The following is a 20,200-nucleotide window of genomic DNA, read 5'->3' as shown; positions in this document are numbered from 1 at the left end:
GCGTTATAAAACTTAACCATAGCTTGGCTATGCTAAAGTTTTATGCCTTAAACTAACTTAAAATAATTCAATACCTGTATACGAAATATTTATTTATAAATCGTATTAGGCATAAACAACCTATTATTCAAAGCGATAGTATTTATTATTCTAAAATCCTTTTATTTACTCTTATTTTATCATTGGTTTACTTAATTTTTGACACTATAAACCACCTTTAAAAAAGATGGTTTTTGATAAGATTAATTACGTTGTTTTGATTTATGCCAACAATTACTAGAACGTTTTTAATCCAGGCCTTCAGCAACTATACTTGCGATTTTTCTAGTAATACTAGTAGGTGAGTTACACCAACAATTGGTTAAAGCTATCACATATATATCTTCATCAGGAAGATAAATCCCCATAGATTTAAAACCAAATATAGCTCCCCCATGCTGATAACTGAGATTCTCATTTAATCTTTTAATGTGCCACCCATACCCATAATTTATATGGTCTCCATTGTTTACATTATAATTTGTGAATGCTTTTTTTGTAGTTTTTTCATTAATCAAAGCGTGATCCTTTATCCCCTCTTGCCATTTAAACATATCGTCAACCGATGACATTAGTGAACCTGAAGAGAAAGGAATAGAGAAACTTATGTGTCGATTATTTAAATATTGGTCATTTTTTTGATTATAACCATATGCTCTATTTGGTATAATGTTTCGATGACTTGCATAAAATGAATTGCTCATATTTAACTTGTTGAAAATATGCTGTGTTACAAATTCACTATAGCTTTTTTCTGATACCAACTCAATAATATAACCAAGCAGAATGTAACCCGCATTGTTATATTCAAACTTTTCTCCAGGTTGAAAACTCACGGGTTCGTTCTTGAAAAAATTCACCATTTCTTTGGCTGTTAATTCCTTTTTCGCAATTTCATTTAATCCTTTTACTCTCGTAAAGTCTTTTATTCCAGAAGTGTGAGTTAACAAATGATGAAGAGTAATTTTATCCCCATTTGGATAATCTGGAATATATGTACTTATAGTATCGTCTACTTTAATTTTTCCTTGTTCTTCGAGTATTAAAATAGAGATAGCCGTAAACTGTTTGGTGATAGAACCTATTTCAAATATATTTTCAACTTTCATTGGTGTATTTAATTCTAGGTTTGATAATCCAAAAGCTTTTTTATAGATTGGTTTTCCTTTCCTTGAAACAAAATACACACCTCCTGTAGAATTATTAGAGTATTTTTTATTGAGTAAACTGTCAATTTTAATCTCTATTGATTGAGCATAAAATTTCGATTGTAAAATCATAGCAGCACATACAATTATTAGCTTGCTGTTTTTTAATGAATATAGTTTTTGTATCATCTTATAAAATTTGTTTACAAGACAGCTATACTGAAAATAATGTTACACAAATGGGCAAAATTTTACAATGTTGTATATGCTATACAAAGTGTATTTATATACCAAATGCATCGTTACAGGCTCAAAAAAAAACCACATAATCAACACATTATAATCAAATTTGCATTTCCAAAAAGCATATTCTTCATCTAGTTTAAAATCACAGATACAAGACTATTTTCTATTTAGTTATACAATTTACAAATTAAAATTACTGTAATAAAACGCCCTTTTCTCCTTTCTTCAACATTAGAAAAAAACTAACTATTTTGATCTCTATAAACTAAGACTGCGCTTAATTTCTATTAAGGGAAGGCTATACATTGGAAATAAAAAAAACACCTTGAAAAAAGTGTTTTTTGGTAAATGTCTATTATATACTTTATTCCTTATGTGTACAACAATCATATAGCGTTGCCCTATCGGCATGCGATATGCTTATTTATTAATTTTTTATAAGATCATAGATTATATATTTTTTGTTTTTGAGGTCAAAATTCACAAATCTAATCTTATTTTTTTGAGGTATTAGAAAATGTTTGGCTAACTTAAAATATTTTTCTAACCTTACTGTATAACCTTTAGAATCAAAATTATAGTATTTTAATTCTTTAATTTTATTTATAGGTTTTAATTCAGAATTTAGGTGCAATTCAAAAAAATTGCCCCTTCTTTTATTCTTTGACGCAGCATTAAAAAATAACATTGCCGTACCTGATAAATTAAATCCACCTGTAAAATTACCATTACTAATATTATAATTTAAATTAAACGGATTAGTATTCCACCAAAAATGACCTGAATTAGAGTTCCTAAATGTATTTTTATCAACATGTCCTATTTGTAAGACATAATCATTGTCAATAGTTTTATTCACGCCAATATATAGTTCAGCATTATAAGTTGAACCGATTACTTGAGGAAAAAAACTTTTGAAAAATTTTTTAGGCTTAAAACTACTTGTTTTATTAAATCCGTTTTGTACTACTTTGTTAACCATTCCAAAGTCAACAGTATTATATTTAAAATTTTTTATGATTTTAAAAGTTTTTAAATCATAAATATTTAAATCAGCTGTTTTGCTTTCCATGCTATATACAAATAGCAAATTATCCTTAATAAAGGAATTTAATTTTTTTATTTTTTTTTTGTTTTTTAAGTTAATTTGTTTAATCGTTGCATAGGAGTCAGGGTCAATTTTATATAACGTTATTGTTTTTCTAATTTTATTTTCTTTTACGAACATTAAATTATTATCTACATAATAAGCTCTAATTTTATTAATAAACCCTTTCTTAATGAAATTTGTATTGTCTACAAAATCTGTGTTTTTATTGTTTAAGTTATAGAGAAATTGCTTATCTTCTTCTGATAAAAACTTATAGCTGTTTATTTTAAAATTATTAGATGATTTAACGAAAGCTATTTCTAATATATTAGTGTTTTTGTTCAAAACAATAAATGTCATTTTATTATGAGAGAATATTGATTTAGGTGAGGAATCTAAAGTATTTGAAACAACTTTTTCACTAAAATAGTTAATGTCTTGTATTAATGTTTTATTTCTCCTTCGACTTATTAATGTAATTACATCATTATTTGTATGAAAAGCCAAATAGTTTGGTTTTTTTTTGGTGTTTTCTATTTTAAAACTTTTAGTAAATTTCTTCTCATTAAAAAAGTAAATGTTAGTTTGGTAAGCTTTTTCATGTATGTTTTTTTTATTAATAATTAAATGGAAAGTAATAGAATCGTTTAATGCTCCAGATAAATTAGTAATGTTCTTATAATTTTCCTCAATTTTAATTTCTCCAATTTTTTCTTGACTATTAATAGTTTTTAGATTAAAAAATAGAAATAAAAAAAATAAAAATTTTATTATAATATTGTTCTTCATAGTTTGTTAATTACTGTGTAAATTAGAGCCTAATGGGCTTCTCTATATTTTTGTTTTTCTTGTTTTACCAAATATACAAAAACACACCCCGCTTAGTCGTCTTAACTTTTTTAATAACAAACAATTTTGCGTTTTCATTCCCATAGAGTCCTCAAAATGAATGCCTTTTAAAACATTAAATCGACAATAAAACAAGATAAACCGGGTGTTAATTTCATAAAACAGTCAATTATAGATGTTACCCGTATTTGTAAACCCTACTACTTTAACACAAAAAAAGTAATTGTTCTCGGACCAAACCAGGTAACTCTTACTTCCTAGGTTGGTATAATAACAGACTTGTATTTGAAAAACGAAATCATAGCTACTGGTGATCCAAATAGACCTATGGAGTTCAATACTAGTTTAGTTATTGCTCTAATCATATTTATTCTATTGTCTTTCTTTATTAGAAAAATCGATTCTTAACCTGAATGATTACATCAATTGATTCCATTTACCATAATAAAACGTCCTTTTTCCCTTTCTATTTCAATATAAAAGATAGAGGTCAGTAGTTAGTTATTTATTAATTTTTCTATCTTATATAAAGAAAAAAACACTCATTTTCTTTTACAGTAAATTCAAACAACAACTGGTATTAGATTCTAATATTGATATGTTTATTCGTGGTTTTTGATTTAATTGTTGCCAACTTGAGTCTACGTAAAAACTCTATTTTTATTCATAACTAGAGCACATAGGGTCTAATGCGATTTACAACTAAATATTTCGCATATCTATTATTTCTTTTGTAGCTATTTTTGCGTTATAAAACTTAACCATAGCTTGGTTATGCTAAAGTTTTATGCCTTAAACTAACTTAAAATAATTCAATACCTGAATACGAAATATTTATCTGTAAATCGTATACTTACTATTTATAATTTAAAATTATAAACGATATAAATATGCGAAACTACTCTAGGCAATTGAAAATGAGATTGTGATAACTTGTAGTTTTTATTTTCAATATAAGTAAGTTTTAAAAACGATAAAAATGACAATCTTATAATATCGTTTCTGGTGTTAATTCATCGACTATACTTGGTATGATAAATGCCGATCTATAGGAAAGACATAAGCATGTCTTCAAGGAAATGATTGAATAATTTTACCCATGAATCGGCATAACAACCAACGCAAAAGCAAGATCTATTTGTAGCCTTCCCTACACCTTACTAATTCAGGATCTAGCAACACGACATATATACTTTACCTATCCGAAGTCTATATGATTAGATATTACTTGCAGTTACAAAATTGATTATTCTGTTCAATTTTCTTACCGCTATTAATTTTTAACGTACTTTTTTTCAATTTAAAACTTTCAAAATCAACTTCAAAGGTTTGATCAAGTTCCTTATCTCCGTCCCAAACAGGTGAATAATATATATCATTATGATAATACCAACCTCCCAGATATACATCTAATTCATCTTTGTATCTAATTTGTTTATTCTCTAAATCATAAATAGTCAAACCACTAATATCAGAACTCCAATCCGATATTAAATATTTCCCATTATTTGTAACAAAATATTGCCCGCCTTCGAAGCTTGAAACATTTCCTTCTGAATCAATTATTATAATTTCTCCATTATAATCTCCAAATTTTGATGCAATAAATAAATCAGGATGATTTTGTTTTTTAGAAAATGTAATTCCATAATGACTCCCAACTGGTTCAATTTCTTCATAATATATTTTATCAAAAAGTTTATTAAATTTGATAGTTCTTATTAAACCCTTACAACTAAAATCATAATTATTATCTTCAGCTTTTAATTGAAAAATAACAATTGAAATTTCTTTTAAATCATGTTTGTAAAATGATAGATTTATATTTCTATCCAAAAGTTGCCCTTTATGGAAATAGCCTTTCTTTATAAAAGAGATTCGACCTTTATGGACATAACCAATTAAACCCGATTTTAATTCTACTGTCCACCAATTTGAAACGTTGTCTTCAAAATAATTAAAATACTCTTTCTCAAAGATTTTACTTATTATTTGACTTTTAATTGATTTTTCTATACGTACATTTACAAAACCATCTTTATCATTAATTACACCTATTCTTGATTGTGAAAAACAAAATAAAGAGTTTAGCAATAGCGTTAGAAGTAATCTTTGATTTAACTTTTTCATATTACTTTTTTTACCAAATATACAAAAACAACTATTTCAACACAGATTAAAACTTTAACAACAAACAATTTAACACCTTCTTGAATTTACTCACCACAATTATGTCAAAGAACTTTTCCGTTTTTTAGGTATTGGAGAATCTACTGTTTTACTTTATTTTGTTTACTATATTTGCTCCATGATTAAGAAAATTCTAAAAATTATCTCCGGATTAATTGCCTTTATAATTTTAATAGTAAATTTAGGTCAACTCCCCAAAACCCTTATCATCTTATCTTCGCCTAATGGAATTGGTTACAAAGCAGGTTATCTTTCCGTTGCTGTATTTTTTTTTGCCCTATGTTTTTTCCTTTTTAAATTTAGTTTCAGCTCAAAGGAGTAACTACTCTTATTTTATAATTCGTTTATTAAATCTTGAACATAAAAAAACACCTTGAAAAAGGTGTTTGTGGTAAGTATATTATATGTTTTATTCCTTATGTGCCCAACAAATCATATAGCGTTAGTCTATCGGCACTCCATATACTTAGTTATTGTATACTATACTTAATAGTTTCTATTCCAGATTCCTGCGTACAATTTCTCTTCCTACTTCTCCAAAATATTCGGAGATGATTTTCTGCCATAGAACCATTCCATTTTCAGAATTAGAAAACAAAACCAATGCTCTTTTTGTTTTAGGAAGAGCTATTGCAATAGCTTTTGTTCCAAAATCACCCCCCGTATGCATAATCGCAATTTCATTATTTGGTAAGCTCGATAATAATTGCATTCCTAGATTACGGTCAATTCCTTTTTTTTCATTCACCTGAGTCTTTAAAAATTCTGAATATAAGTTGTCAGATAAACCCGCACCATTTATAATATGAATCAACAATTTTGAATAGTCATTAACCGTAGTCATAAGGTTTGCCGCAGTATTTGTCGTATAATATTTTTCAAGTTGAATACCTTTTCCATTTTCATCATGCTCAAACGCATAATCATTCTCGTTTATTTCTGGAGTCCAGTAAAAATGTGTGTCATTCATTCCAAGAGGTCTGAACAAAAGTTCTATAGCAATTTGTTTAAAAGGCTTTTTTAATTTGGTTTCAATTATTTTTCTTAAATACTCAAATCCTTCTCCCGAATACTGGAACTTAGTTCCTGGCTCAAATTCAAACGTCAATTTGCTTGATTCAGTTAGATACCTCCAATTTGGAAATCCAGATTGTTGGGATAAAATATGTCTTGTAGTAAGTTTGTTTAAAAAACGATGATTTTTAATATCTGGGTCTATGTAGTATTTTGAGATAGGCTCATCTAATTGTAAATCTCCATTTTCAATTAATTTTAAAGCTACGATTGCTGTCACTGGTTTTGTAAGAGATGCAACCTTGTAAATACTATTAGTAGAGGCAGGAACGCTTTGTTTTTGAACACCAAATGAACGCACTTGTTTTAATTTTCCTTCTTGAATATAACCAATAGAAATTGAAGGTATTTTATGTTGCTTGAGTAGGTTTTCTATTTTGATATCCTTGTCAAATAATGCCAATGGGTAATTTGCATCAAATTTTTGACCATAATCTTTATTCGGTTCTTTATGGTCGTAGCTTAAAACTCTAGATAGTTGCCACTTACCGTTGTCTAAATTCCAGAGAGATGTAAACTTAGCAATGTTTGTTAAGTATAATTCTTTGTTTGGTTCTTTGATATAAAATAAGTGAATTCCTTTTTGTATAGCTCCATAAATTTCGCCATTGTTTTTTAATGGATACACCTCTAAACTTTCTTCTACTACTTTTCTAATGGGTTTTCTATTTATATTGGAGCAAAGACTTTCTTTAAATGAGGTAAAAAATTGTTTTCTGTTTTGAATGCCATTTATATCGTGATAAAATTCAAAGTCATTAGGTATATAGGTTTCTAACAATTGAAAATTACATTTATTAAAACACTCCTCAAAAAACAAACTATCTGTTTTTTTTAATTGAATAAAAAGATCTGAATCTTTAGAAATTTGGGCATTACTAATATTAGAAAAAAGAACAAGAACGAGTGTACAAAGTAAATTTATTTGTTTCATTATTATTAATTATAATTAAGTATTAAATAATGATGCAATACTCTGAAAGTATTTGAGAATAGCGAGTGTAAATTACCTGACAATTAAGTGACAATATCCCGACACAATTATAAGAAACTGAAATTCAATTTTATACGCAAATTAGCTTTTTGGTCTAATGAAATTGTATTGAGTAGTATCATAAAAATGTTTACCAAAATAGAAGCTATTAAAACTAGCAATGTCAATTTGTTTTGTAATGAAAATAATCTACCAACAAACGGACTTAAAAGAAAAAAAACTGTGGATACGATTGTCCACAAAATTTGAACAGAAACAACTTGTTTGGTTAATGAATTAACTTCTTTTTTGTAATACATTATAAGAAGTGGTATCGCAATATTTGCAAGCGGAATAACAACAAAAGGCAAAGATGAGAGGTTTATCAATTTTATGAGTTTATAATTAAAAGAAGGTTCATCTATCTCATTTATTAACTGTTCTTTGCTCAAATTTAAAGCTTGTGCAAGCACATTTAAACTATGTCCTTTTGGTTTTGAACCAGCTTCAATTCGTTGAATTGTTCTAACCGAGAGACCTGTTTTGTTAGCTAACTCATCTTGAGTTAAATTCAATTTTGTTCTATATTTCGTTAGTTTAGACATTATTCGGTTAAAGAATAAATTTGGTAATTGATTTTCTTGTACTGCATTGTGGAATAGCCCCTAATAACCATCTCTATATTTTTGTGTTCTTTGTTCTATCAAATATACAAAAACAAAATAGCTATCAGTGCCTCCTTCATCAAACCGTACGTAAAGTTTTCCTGAATACGACTTACCCAATAGAGTTCTTCTTTGCTTTTCAAAAGTTAAAAAGGTAATTAAAGGATGCTTTTTACAAACCTAAACTCCATATAAAACAACATAAAAAGTCCGTAAAACAGATCATTACGGAGTTTTTGAGGCTGAAGTAATCATTTCATGTACAGAAACTACCACAAAAACTCCATTTCCTACAATTCTGATGTAAATCACCGATTATAATTGTTTATGGCAAATGCCGGTCTATAGATAAGCAGAACTTCAAGGAAATGGTATAACTATACCTAAGATACGGTAGGATTGAATAATTTCACTTAAGAATAGGCATAGCAACCAATGCAAAAGCAAGATCTATTTGTAGTCTTCCTTTCACCACTTACTAATTCCAGATCTAGCAACACCACATATAGCATTGACCTATCCGAAGTCTATATGATTAGATATTAGCTACCGTTTTTTTATTAATTCTTTCTTATATAAATATAGTGCTATACATAGCAATGAAATAAATATTAATACCAATGGTATCCAAGGTAACTCTACCCATAACCAACGGACTTCATTTTCATTACCGCTAAATGGAATACAAATGATTATTAAAAACATTGCGAAGTATAATAAATTACTTTTCATCTTAATATAGTTTTGATTAAAATGTGTTGTTAGCAATTTCACTATAAGTATCAGTTTGAGCAAGTAATTTAGGGTTGATAAAAGGTTGATTTTACAACCAAGCACTGACTATCAACTCTATATTTCTGATTTTAAGTCACTCCTACTTTTAATATCTAGCTTTCTATATATTTGATTAATGTGTGATTTCAGAGTGCTTTGTTCGATAAATAGTTCGGCTCTTATTTCTTTATTAGTCTTTCCCGAAATTATTAAATCATAAACTTCTTTTTGTCTCACAGTCAATCCATTTAGTAGAGAGCTAATTTCTTTACTTTCAATTTTAGACTGACTATTAATTTGATTAGAAAGTTTTGTGATTTTTCTTTTATTTATTTGAATATAGATCACAATTAAGAATGAACTAATTACTACCATTAAAAAAATAACTATCGGGTAATTGTGTAAGATTAAATTAACTTTTTCATCACTTGACCTTATTGAAACTGCTATAGATGATAATACAATAGCAGTTCCAAGAAAATAATTTTGATATTTTGATAGTATGTCTTTTAACTTCATCGCTATGACTGCGTAGAGCGGCCCCTAATAGCCATCTCTATATTTTTGTGTGTCTTGTTTTACCAAATATACAAAAACAACTATTTCAACACAGGTTAAAAATTTAACAACAAACAATTTTACACCTTCTTGAATTTACTTACCACAATTATGTCAAAGAACTTTTCCGTTTTAAGGTTTCGAAAACATAGTGATTTTCAGGTTGCTCATGGGCGTTGTACATATTTATTAAAATCTAATTTCTCATGTGAATATTTTCATCACAAGTAAATAGTGAATAATTTAGCCCCCAATAAGTTCGGAGTGTTCTTTTAAATTTCAAACTAATATATTTGAGATATGAAATACAAGAAATGGAGTTTAGCTCAGAAGTTGGAAATACTATCTAGTTCAGAAGAGATAGGTATAGTAGAAGCTTGTCGAAAGTATGGAGTTAGTACAGGTACTTTTTATAGTTGGAGAAAGAAGTTTGACCACCAAGGAGAAGCAGGTTTAAAAGTTACTTATGAGACTAAGAGTAAAGAATTAAGAGCTGCAGAAGAAGAGAATCGAGTACTCCGTAAATTACTTAGCGATAGAGAGATTGAACTAGAAGTGCAACGAGAACTTTTAAAAAAAAAGTTTGGGACGTCAGATCCAAGAAAGATTTAGTAGATCTTACTTATAAAAAGCATAAGTGTAGTAAAACTAAAATCATTAAAATGGTTGGTATGGTAGAGAGTAGTTATTATAGAGCATCTAGTGGTGGTAAGAAAGGAAATAAACCTTCTAAACTTACTTATCATAACACTAAAGGGCTGGTAGACCAAGCAGACGTTATAACTTCAATTAAAAATATTTTAAGTCATGAATTTATAGACTGTGGATATCGATTAATGTGTTCTTATTTAAAGAAAGAAGGCTATATAATAAATCATAAAAAGCTGTATCGAATAATGAAACAAGCTAATATGTTAAAATTAGAACACAGAATAAACAGAAGTGGTTCTGGTCGGAAGTTTGTGAAATATAGAAAAGTAATGACCTCACGTCCAATGGAGTGTTTAGAAATGGATATAAAGATGGTATGGATTCCTAGTGTAGGTAAAAATGCTTATTTACTCTCGATAATTGATGTACATACTCGTAGAATCTTAAAAGACTATTTTTCTTTTTCTATAAAACAACAACAAGTAATAACACTCCTTTCCCTTATGCTTGAGCAACACCAATATCCTGAAAATATTGTTATTAGAAGTGATAATGGAAGTCAATTTATAGCTAAAAGTGTTCGTGAGTACTTAGAATTAATAGGTGTGAGCCAGGAGTTTACTCATGTAGCTACACCAGAAGAAAATGCACATGTAGAAGCGTATCATGGAATACTGAAAAAAGAAGTCTTTCAACGATTTGAGTATAGAACTTTCGGAGAAATAGAACAAATACTAAAAAGGTACGTGATTTTCTATAACAACACAAGGCACCATGGGTTATTAGGAAGAATAACTCCTATGGAAAAATGGAACCAAGACAAACGCTTAATTTTAATGCAAAAAACAGTAGCTTAATTAATAATCGAAATTTAAAAGATTACTCTTGTTTTATAGGGGTCAAAACACTTACCTTTAAATCTATCCGGGGGGTTCTTATGTGGGGAATTACTGGCAACGGTTTGTGTATGGTTAGTTGCGTGTTTAAATGTACAATTTTTTCAGCTAAACAATAGCTTTATAAAAAATCACTTACCTTTGATTTAGCAAGGAATAGCAATTAACTATACGCTTTGTTACCACACGTATTTTAATTCAGTCCTATTAGTTTTTTCGTGAAATATGATTTTCAATATTTTATCGTCTAATGGCATATATAGAAATTCAATTTTCTTTTCAATAACTTCGTATTCAAATCCACCTTTAGCTTGTCCATCTCGTATTTCGCAGAGCAATTCCTCACAATTTTCCAAGGAATCACAGTTTTTTCGAATTTTTGATACTGCAATGGAATAAATATTCGGACTCATAGCGCTTCTACAAATTTCATTTATGTGATTTTCAACATTGTCTTTTTTGAGTAATATTCCTGTTTCGCCTAAAGTTCCTAGATATATATCATTTTCGTCCTTTTTAGAAATCTCAAATATTATATCTCTACTCAATTTGCCTTTATTTTCCTTACGCACATTAAATCCACCACAACAAGTATTGTATTCAAACGAAAATTTACTAGCTTCTGATATATTACAAATTATTAAATCATATTTTGAATTCGAACTATTACGAAAGAGAATGGTGTCAATCTTTTTTTCATTAGGAATAACTTTAATTGGTTTAGAACCGAAAAATAGTTTTTTTCCGTTTATAATCCATTCCATTTCCAGAGCCTTTTTATAAACTTTCTCATTATTTCCAGTTCTTTTTTTTAGGCTTGTAGTATCAGCTCTAAATTCAGCTGTTTGACTAAACAACGAAATTGAAAATAGTAGATTGAATATTATTAAAAGACTTTTTTTCATATGTGTGCTAACGGTCTAGTATAACCGTCAGTTACGGGTTTATATGCGTTAATTTTCGGTTTGGCACGGACTTTTGCAATTCCGAGTGGATTCGAACGAAGTCTAATCCGCCGTAATTGCGGTTATACATTGTTGTACATAGTGCTTTTTTCATTTTTCAAATTCCCAATACGAAGGGTTTTTTCCCTTTTGTCGCAGTTTTTAATTCCGCAGGTATTTCCCAAATATCCAATTCCGTTTTCCAATCAGTTTTATATCCTTCTCCTATTGGATCAAATTTTAGTTTTTTATTCTTAAATCCGTTTTCCTTAAATTTTTTCACAATCTTTTGCAATAAATTCCAAACAGGTTTTTCATAATCTTCGATTGTTTTCGCTGTATAGTCAAAATAGAAGTCAGGTTCCGCTCTCCAGAATATTAATGAAGCAGTTCCTTTGTCACATTTTGGGCTGTCAATTATCCAGTCCAATACAATTGTTCCATCGTCCCAGTTATAATTGTCAGCAAGGAAATATTGTTCTGCTGAATTCAGAGTTTTAAATTTCTCAAAATCAGGCATTACTTCTACATCATCATCTTCGCTCTCATTGAATGAGAATTCGATGAAATTTTTCTTAATCAGCAATATTTTATGTGGTCGGACTATCATTTTTTCCGCATTATGTACAACTAGTGTATATGCACAATTGCGCATATCTACCTTTCAAATATAAGTAAATAGGGCTGAGATTAAAATTGTTTTTAGGGTTGATTGTATATCTAGGTTTAAGTTTAACATCTAATTACTAAAATTTCATTGATTTCCCCTGTGTTTATACTTCTATATGAAATAAGTATGAATATCATCTCAAAGAATGTATCATGTTAAAAGATAATAATATGTTTACAAATAACCGTTTTATAAACGTTTATAGACGTTTATTGTAATTTACTTACCACAATTATGTCCAAGAACTTTTCCGCTTTTAAGGTATCGGAGAACCTGCTCTTTATTTATAATTTGTTTACGTGAATCTTGGACATAAAAAAACACCTCGAAAAAGGTGTTTTGTGGTAAGTGTAATTATATGTTTTATTCCTTATGTGTCCAACAATCATATAGCATTAGCCTATCGGCACGCCATATGCATAGTTATTGGGCATAGTTACTTTGATTCAAATAGTTTATTATTAGTAAATATAGATATTGATTGAATTAAAAGCTCGATTTCTTTTTGTTTTGGCTTATCAAATTGGTTTTTATACTTTTCAAATTTCTTTTGAATTTCTAAAAAAAACCGTTTTAATTCTAACATATTTTTAAACTGATATTCAGCTATAAAATCTCCAAATGGATTTTTAATTATACCGTCTAATTGTTGTTCAGCATAATACTTAGCGCCCTGAGAAAGAGTTCTATCTCTTACATTGTAGAAAATACTTGTGTGTGGTTTTGTGAATTTTCTTATGCTATCATAGTTATCATATAATTTAGGAGGTAATTCTATTATTCGATTACCTGCTTTAAGAAAAATCTTTTTCTTTACTTCCTTTACTATAAAAGGGGCTCTATATGGGGTTTTAAGTATGGAATATAGAATTTCAGTATTATTTTTTTTACTCTGAAAAGGAAGTGTTCCCTTGGTAAAAGGAGTTGTAAATCTAGCGTTTGATACTAAAGTACTATCAATTAAAATATCAATTTTTTTATTCAAATTTTTTGTTGAGAGTATTTCTAATTGCTCTTTATTCTTAAATTTAATATTAATTTGAGGGCCTAAAAAACCGTTATCCAAAAAGAATCCTTCAATAAAATCATTTTTGAAGTAGTTAGCTTCATCAAGAATAGTTATTTTTCCTTTAGTAAATAGTAATTCATCCAATTCGTTATTTTTTAGAACAAAAGGTAATTTAACTGTAAAAATGTTTTTGTCTTCTGACGTGTTAAGTTCGAATGATTTTGTTTTAGCGTAAGTTTCTAGTCTAGACTTTAATTTTTTTAATAAGCTCCCATCTTTCGGAGCTAATTTCAAACTAATAATTATTCCTCCGTTTTCATCAAACATTGTTTTAGGAGCAGGTTGAGAACAAGAGTGTAAAGTTGATAAAATAAAGAGAAATATAGTAATTTTAATAGTCATTTTTTAATTTTGTGTTTCAAATTGGTAAACTTAACTGTTTTGACCCTTATAAAACAAGAGTAATCTTTTAAATTTCGATTATTAATTAAGCTACTGTTTTTTGCATTAAAATTAAGCGTTTGTCTTGGTGCCATTTTTCCATAGGAGCTATTCTTTCTAATAGCCCATGGTGCCTTGTATTGTTATAGAAAATCATATACCTTTTTAGTATTTGGTCTATTTCTCCGAAAGTTCTATACTCAAATCGTTGAAAGACTTCTTTTATCAGTATTCCATGATACGCTTCTACATATGCATTTTCTTCTGGTGTAGCTACATGAGTAAACTCCTGATCTAAACTCCATTTCTTGTATTTCATATCTCAAATATATTAGTTTGAAATTTAAAAGAACACTCGGAACTTATTGGGGGCTAAACTAATTAGTACGTTATCAACAATCTAGATAAACAACATAAAACTGACATGTAAAATGATTTGATTTTTTCATAGTTTAAACAGTCTTAGCAATTAATTTTATACGCTGTGATGTATGTAAAGCCACACGTTCCAATTTGCACCAAAGACATACCTTACTTTCTTTTTATTCACAATTAAACCCTACATTAAAGCAAAGCTAAAGCACTTCAAAACAAGATCTTAACACCTAAAATATAGGGGACTATTTTTATTATACCGATTCCAAGGGAAAGGTGCTCGATCATACCGTATCTTAGATAAAATTGCCCTCCATAATTATATATCGGCATTTATCATAAATCATTATGATGCGTAAATTAACATCAGAAATCGTATTACCCTAAAAAACTCTGAAAAAAAGACTTAACCTGCATCTTTTTAAATCAAATCTCAATATTTCTAAGACTTCTGTGGAAATAAAATAAATCGAACTCAGAGTATTAGTTTATACCTGTTTTTTCTTTTTGGATGTAAGTACTTTCTTTATCTTAGAAAATGTGTAGTAAAATATACCTATTACAATTCCTATACAAAAATCATCCAACATCATTTGATAAGCGTCATCTCTTCCAATAATATCACTAAAGAAAATCAAGTCAAACCCTGTGTGAATAACTCCAACAGCAACCATTATTATTATAGCTAATGCTAAGCTATTTAAAAAACTTACTTTTATATTATGTTTTATAAAAAATTGATGAAATAGATAAAAAATTATGGGGATTAACATAGTACCAAAAATATTACCATACCATTGATTTTCCAATAAAGCTTTCATTGAATCAGAGATAGTATAAAAAATCCCTAGAATGATAATGATTTTAACGAAATGTCTGTTTTTTTTGCTCATGATATATATTCTTTTCCATTAGACGAAGCAAAAAGAGTTTTGTTACTGATTATGTTTTAATTAGCTGTTAAATTAATTCATTTTTTGTGCAATTTTCATCATTTTTCATGTTTAACCCGCATTATTCAATAGAAAATCCATTACAAGATGAAAACACCTTAAAATCAAGTGCTTCGATCTACTTTTTTCGTTTACCTCTCTCATAACGACGTTCTATTGCATACTTCCGGTTTACACTACTTTATCTGCACAAGATGAACTTGCAAACGCATAAGGTTTAGCTTTAAATTCAAAGCCCATACCCAAAATATACCCCATAGCTTCTTTAAGCGCTACATTTGATTGAAACTTAGGATCTGTATTAATATCCGCATGAACCTCTAAAGCCACATCGTACTTATCTAGTATATTACAGATTGCGTATGCTACTTCAACAGACATCGTAACTTCCTTTAACATACGCTCTTTAATGCGTATGTTTTTTGTTCCCTTGTAAGTTCTAATAAACATAAAACCACCTTTACCCTCTCTTAGAAACACAATAACCGTAGCATAGGCTATATAAGATTTATAAGCTTGAGAGTCTGAACCTACACAAACTTTTAATCGATAACCTAATTTTTGCTCTTTTTTAATAGCGTTTTCTATGACTTTCGTAATTGGCTGATCAAATACTTTACCGCCAAAACTCTTCCATTTTTGTTGTGCAATTTTCATCATTTTCTCTTATGTAATTAATTATTAATGCTCAAGAATAAGACATTGATGTTATATCTTCAAGGCTTCAACCTATCATATTAAACAGCTTTACCTGTATTCCTTAATTTGGGTGACTTCGGGGATCGAACCCTGTTCTCCTTATCCACAATAAGGTGTTTTACCAAATAAACTAAAGCCACCATACACACTCCTTTCTAAACATTGTCTGGAAAGCAGGATTCGAACCTACAAATTTTCCGATATTCGGAATAAACAACCAATCGTTATCTTCCCAGTTTTGCAGTACTGACGGGATTCGAACCCGCAACCTTCCGAGAGACAGTCGGACGCGCTAGCCGTTGCGCTACAGTACTATTTCTACGCCATCTTAGATTCAAATTAAGAATCATCATGATTTAAACACCTACTTCGTTCGTGCTTTCGCAAAAACAATGCTTTTGTTACCCCATCTTTGTTAATTGGGTTCGCGGCGCATTCGTGGAAGTGATAGGACTCGAACCTACATGCTTATGAAGACCAGATTTACAGTCTGGCGAGCCAACCAATTGCTCAACACTTCCTTATATCATTATTTCATTCATTAGACAAGGATGAGATCGCTGCACTTTCTTATCTAGCCTAGAATATGGATTTGCGTAATTTTCAAACAAGTTTGATTTACGCCAATCATCGAGACAAGGATGAGAATCGAACTCATAAAAAACGGATTTGCAATCCGTTGCCTTCACCTTTCAGCCACCTTGTCTTTTTTGCGGAACATAAAGGAATCAAATCATTATCATTGTTTCATGAACTTCTTCAGTCCTAAAACCTATCATACCTCTATCTACCTTTACTCCTTTCTTTAATTTGAATCATAAAAAAAGCATCTCGTTGTTAAGGAGATGCTTTTAAGCTTTTACTATGAGTTTATAATTAACTTATATCTACATATATCTCCTTTTTAAAAATGAATTGCTCATCACTACATAACAGTACATCATTTTTCGGCGAACGAAATTCGAAATGATAAGCTATAATATAGTGTGAATACTGTTTCATCTTTATTCTTTTTAAATATCTATTCTTGTGTTGTTTTAACATGGCAAAGATGACATATATTTTTTAGCTACACAAGAAATTATTTACTTTATTTCACTAAAAATCAGGTGGTTATCTTGTTTTTAAACACTAAAAACCCTGTCCGTTTTTTAACGGATTTTAAACATAATTACAAAAGTCTGTCTCTCAATTGTTTTCAGTTTTTATGGCTTTATTTTAGGTGTTTTTAGTTCAGCATTTTTAGTTACATTTTTTCATAAAAAAAGCGTCCAATGTATATTGGACGCTTGTATTTGTATTTAATTTAGTTATAATTTATTTAAAATCATTGTTGAAATTGATATACATAGCATCCTTTTCGCTTAAAATTCGGGCGAAGATCATACGAACAAAGTTCTAACTGCTTACTATGTGTGCTTTGTAAAATCATTTTTACAATTATAATTTAAATAATTTAATTTTTCTCAAAAATTCTTGTAAAACTATCTTTTTCCAATATTTCTAGTGAAAAATCATGTGTAGCTTCACCTGGTTCTTCAACAATTTCAGCACCTAATAATTCAATAATCATTTTGAATGATAATGGATTCCTCCATTGTTGATATAAAGCTCTTGTAGCCAAATTCGATATCTCTGAGTTTCCTGAAACTCTGGTGTGACCAGCTCCGAAATTTAACAATACAAACGATTGTTTTTTTCCGTCAGGTAAAAGCATTCCTAAAATTGTTTGTTTTTGAACCGATTTACATTGTATTTCGGCAAATACCTTGTTTGGGTTCATCATAAATTTCTTATCGATATCACTTCCTTTACCTATGTTTATTTTGTATTCACAGTCAGCCGATCCAAAATACACATTATTGCTCACTAAAGTAGGTACGTTTAAACCTTTACTCACATGTAAATACTCAACAGCACCAGATGGTGCCGCCGTTACATCTCCTGAATACATCAAACTCCCTTCTTCCTGTGCATAACTAGCGTTCCATCCAACTTTACCGCCAATATTTACTGCTGAAAGATCTAAATCGGTAGCTCCCCAAGAATTCTTCCAGTATATTCCCACAGCCAGTTGTTCTCCAAAGAATTTTGTTCCAGTAGGTATATTTCCTATATACATTTTCTCCGAAGTGGGTAAAGCATAATCTACATCTTCTGGTATGAATACTTTTTTATCAGACAAATCAAACCTTTGCTTTAAATAATCTAATAAAAAAAAGAAATTCATTTCATTTACATACGAAGCATCACTTTTCTTTACCCATGACTTTCCGTTTCTAACTCTATACAAAAATGCATCTTGACCATTTTTCCTTATATAACACGCATTTAATGCTTTGAATAAAGCAAATGGAGTTGCATTATTTAACCAATATATATCACCATTAGTTAACATAGTAAATGTAACTTCATTTAATGCATTTGATATCATTGGTTTGTGGTGTACTTTAGATAGCTTACTTATTTTATTAATGGTTTTTGATGCTCTATTCTTATAAGCTAAAAACAAGGGTTTAAATCTATTAAAAACTTGAGCCAATTTTTCTAATCCATATTGATTGAAAGCTTTCGATGGATTATAAGAACTGTTTTTTATTGTTTCAATTAACTCATCATTCTTTATCAGTAAAGTTGTATCTGTAGTTTTGTATAGTATGTATCTAAAAAACTCAACTACATTTTCTGGATAAACATTATATAAATCAGCAATTTTAACTATTGCTTCTTTATTTTTAATATGTGCCTTACCTGTAAAATGGTACCCGAGTTCTTCAACCAATATGGATAATACATCATCAATAGTTTCTTCTTTTAGAGCTATCCCTGACTGCAATAATGCTAAACATTTTTTTAGCATGGCATCTTTCGTATATGCCTTAATTACTTTATACGTTAACTTTATATCTGTAATAGTCAAAACCTCTGAAGGTATATAGATTTCATTCTTAAAATCACTACCATAGGTAGAGATATAATGCTTTATTTGTTCCTGAATTAAATCAAATCTTGAACTATTTTTAATTATACTCCATGACTTATGAAATGTTTTATTCAAATCATTACCATTAAGTTTATCTCTTTCGTAATAAACGCTGATTAAATCTTTTGCCCAAAGTGCATTTTTCTCTATAATAAAACCAGTTTTTGATATATAGGGTGCCGATTGTGTTTCTTTTGCTATTACTGCATTGAATAGTTTTAATGTTTTCATTTTTCATAGTTTTTGTAATTAAGGTGTTTTTTATAGCATAGGAACACCATTTACCTATTTAATTTTTAAAAGACGAAGAGTAAATAACCCATCGAGTTTGGAGTCGAACCAAAAATAGGAACTCTTTTTGTCTTTTTTACCAACGGAAAGTATGTTCGCAAGATGAATTGTATAGGAACTTTCTTTGTCGGTTATATTAGTACTTCTATTTACAAATTGAAATTCCCTCAATAAAATGCCCTTTTGCCCTTTCAACTTCCTTAGAAAAAGAAACCTTAAGCTAAGACTTATGCTGAATTCGTATAAATCATCATTTTCCTTTACATCAACTTCAAATCATAAATAATATAATAGTTCGGACAGGATTCGAACCTGCGACACACAGCTTGGACGCCTATAGGAACCATTTGTGCTCTTTAATTGCGAATAGTAATTTCTGTTGCTCTACCCACTGAGCTACCGCACTATTATGTATTTTATTAATGAACTTTTTAATATTGCCTCATCATACTCCACGTTATAATGAGGCTTTTTCTTATCATAATTTCCCCACGCAACTACTACCATTTACAAATTAACATTGTCGTAATAAAACCTCTTTTTTTTCATTTCTTCTTCATTAGAAAAAGAAACCATAAACTAAGGCTATCCTTGCTTTGTATAAAGAATAAAATGATTCTCCTTTACCGTAATTTCAAGTGATAATTAAATATAATGTCTCTTTCATAACTACACTGCAAAT

16 protein-coding genes and 5 tRNA genes are annotated in these 20,200 nt (G+C 29.2%); 3 read left to right on the top strand and 18 right to left on the bottom strand.

The window, feature by feature from the left end; translation table 11 throughout:
* Window positions 1-287: 287 nt before the first annotated feature.
* Window positions 288-1,376 carry a serine hydrolase domain-containing protein gene (locus tag AC2TDS_RS16285; protein WP_484736632.1) on the bottom strand — a complete coding sequence of 363 codons (1,089 nt, stop codon included), beginning with the start codon at window positions 1,374-1,376 and terminating at the stop codon, window positions 288-290.
* Between the two features lie 484 nt (window positions 1,377-1,860).
* Window positions 1,861-3,312, bottom strand: coding sequence for a hypothetical protein (locus tag AC2TDS_RS16280; RefSeq protein WP_484736631.1), 1,452 nt, complete (start codon window positions 3,310-3,312; stop codon window positions 1,861-1,863).
* A gap of 345 nt (window positions 3,313-3,657) precedes the next feature.
* Here AC2TDS_RS16280 and AC2TDS_RS16275 point away from each other — a divergent pair, with 345 nt between their 5' ends.
* Window positions 3,658-3,780, top strand: a complete 123-nt coding sequence (locus AC2TDS_RS16275) for a hypothetical protein (RefSeq protein ID WP_484736630.1) — start codon at window positions 3,658-3,660, stop codon at window positions 3,778-3,780.
* Between the two features lie 816 nt (window positions 3,781-4,596).
* Here the strand turns inward: AC2TDS_RS16275 and AC2TDS_RS16270 are convergent.
* The 4 genes from AC2TDS_RS16270 to AC2TDS_RS16255 form a co-directional block, all read right to left on the bottom strand.
* Window positions 4,597-5,502 carry an SH3 domain-containing protein gene (locus AC2TDS_RS16270; protein ID WP_484736629.1) on the bottom strand — a complete coding sequence of 302 codons (906 nt, stop codon included), beginning with the start codon at window positions 5,500-5,502 and terminating at the stop codon, window positions 4,597-4,599.
* 556 nt (window positions 5,503-6,058) lie between these two features.
* Window positions 6,059-7,570: a serine hydrolase domain-containing protein gene (locus AC2TDS_RS16265; protein ID WP_484736628.1), complete on the bottom strand. Its 1,512-nt coding sequence runs from the start codon at window positions 7,568-7,570 to the stop codon at window positions 6,059-6,061.
* A 107-nt stretch (window positions 7,571-7,677) separates the two neighbouring features.
* The gene (locus AC2TDS_RS16260) at window positions 7,678-8,214 is read right to left on the bottom strand and encodes a helix-turn-helix domain-containing protein (RefSeq protein WP_484736627.1); all 537 of its coding nucleotides are present in this window, start codon (window positions 8,212-8,214) and stop codon (window positions 7,678-7,680) included.
* A gap of 909 nt (window positions 8,215-9,123) precedes the next feature.
* Window positions 9,124-9,567 (bottom strand): response regulator transcription factor, encoded by a 444-nt coding sequence (locus AC2TDS_RS16255; RefSeq protein WP_484736626.1) that lies wholly within the window; start codon window positions 9,565-9,567, stop codon window positions 9,124-9,126.
* A 339-nt stretch (window positions 9,568-9,906) separates the two neighbouring features.
* Here AC2TDS_RS16255 and AC2TDS_RS16250 point away from each other — a divergent pair, with 339 nt between their 5' ends.
* Both AC2TDS_RS16250 and AC2TDS_RS16245 read left to right on the top strand, forming a co-directional pair.
* Complete coding sequence (locus AC2TDS_RS16250; RefSeq protein ID WP_484735911.1) at window positions 9,907-10,218, top strand: transposase; 312 nt, start codon at window positions 9,907-9,909, stop codon at window positions 10,216-10,218.
* A gap of 41 nt (window positions 10,219-10,259) precedes the next feature.
* Entirely contained in the window at window positions 10,260-11,114 is an 855-nt protein-coding gene (locus AC2TDS_RS16245; protein ID WP_484738915.1) for an IS3 family transposase, read from the top strand.
* Between the two features lie 218 nt (window positions 11,115-11,332).
* On the opposite strand, the gene AC2TDS_RS16240 is transcribed toward AC2TDS_RS16245, so the two are convergent.
* From AC2TDS_RS16240 to AC2TDS_RS16185, 12 genes are all read right to left on the bottom strand, one after another.
* On the bottom strand, window positions 11,333-12,058 hold the full coding sequence (locus AC2TDS_RS16240) for a hypothetical protein (RefSeq protein ID WP_484736625.1): 726 nt from the start codon (window positions 12,056-12,058) through the stop codon (window positions 11,333-11,335).
* A 157-nt stretch (window positions 12,059-12,215) separates the two neighbouring features.
* The gene (locus tag AC2TDS_RS16235) at window positions 12,216-12,707 is read right to left on the bottom strand and encodes a DUF4274 domain-containing protein (protein ID WP_484736624.1); all 492 of its coding nucleotides are present in this window, start codon (window positions 12,705-12,707) and stop codon (window positions 12,216-12,218) included.
* Between the two features lie 496 nt (window positions 12,708-13,203).
* Window positions 13,204-14,178, bottom strand: a complete 975-nt coding sequence (locus AC2TDS_RS16230) for a hypothetical protein (RefSeq protein WP_484736623.1) — start codon at window positions 14,176-14,178, stop codon at window positions 13,204-13,206.
* A gap of 85 nt (window positions 14,179-14,263) precedes the next feature.
* Complete coding sequence (locus tag AC2TDS_RS16225) at window positions 14,264-14,536, bottom strand: integrase core domain-containing protein (protein ID WP_484736622.1); 273 nt, start codon at window positions 14,534-14,536, stop codon at window positions 14,264-14,266.
* A 544-nt stretch (window positions 14,537-15,080) separates the two neighbouring features.
* Window positions 15,081-15,485 carry a hypothetical protein gene (locus tag AC2TDS_RS16220; protein ID WP_484736621.1) on the bottom strand — a complete coding sequence of 135 codons (405 nt, stop codon included), beginning with the start codon at window positions 15,483-15,485 and terminating at the stop codon, window positions 15,081-15,083.
* Between the two features lie 231 nt (window positions 15,486-15,716).
* Window positions 15,717-16,205 (bottom strand): ribonuclease H-like YkuK family protein, encoded by a 489-nt coding sequence (locus AC2TDS_RS16215; protein ID WP_484736620.1) that lies wholly within the window; start codon window positions 16,203-16,205, stop codon window positions 15,717-15,719.
* Window positions 16,206-16,313: 108 nt separating this feature from the next.
* A tRNA-His gene (locus tag AC2TDS_RS16210) sits at window positions 16,314-16,384 on the bottom strand.
* Between the two features lie 101 nt (window positions 16,385-16,485).
* Window positions 16,486-16,558 (bottom strand) — tRNA-Asp (locus AC2TDS_RS16205).
* A 125-nt stretch (window positions 16,559-16,683) separates the two neighbouring features.
* Window positions 16,684-16,765 (bottom strand) — tRNA-Tyr (locus AC2TDS_RS16200).
* Window positions 16,766-16,877: 112 nt separating this feature from the next.
* A tRNA-Cys gene (locus tag AC2TDS_RS16195) sits at window positions 16,878-16,950 on the bottom strand.
* A 750-nt stretch (window positions 16,951-17,700) separates the two neighbouring features.
* Window positions 17,701-19,458, bottom strand: coding sequence for a hypothetical protein (locus AC2TDS_RS16190; RefSeq protein ID WP_484736619.1), 1,758 nt, complete (start codon window positions 19,456-19,458; stop codon window positions 17,701-17,703).
* Between the two features lie 350 nt (window positions 19,459-19,808).
* Window positions 19,809-19,925, bottom strand: a tRNA-OTHER gene (locus AC2TDS_RS16185).
* Window positions 19,926-20,200: the final 275 nt, after the last annotated feature.

The organism is Tenacibaculum profundicola (genome assembly GCF_057220795.1).
Note: the sequence above shows the minus strand (reverse complement) of the source record. Positions and strands in the feature narration are given on the sequence as shown.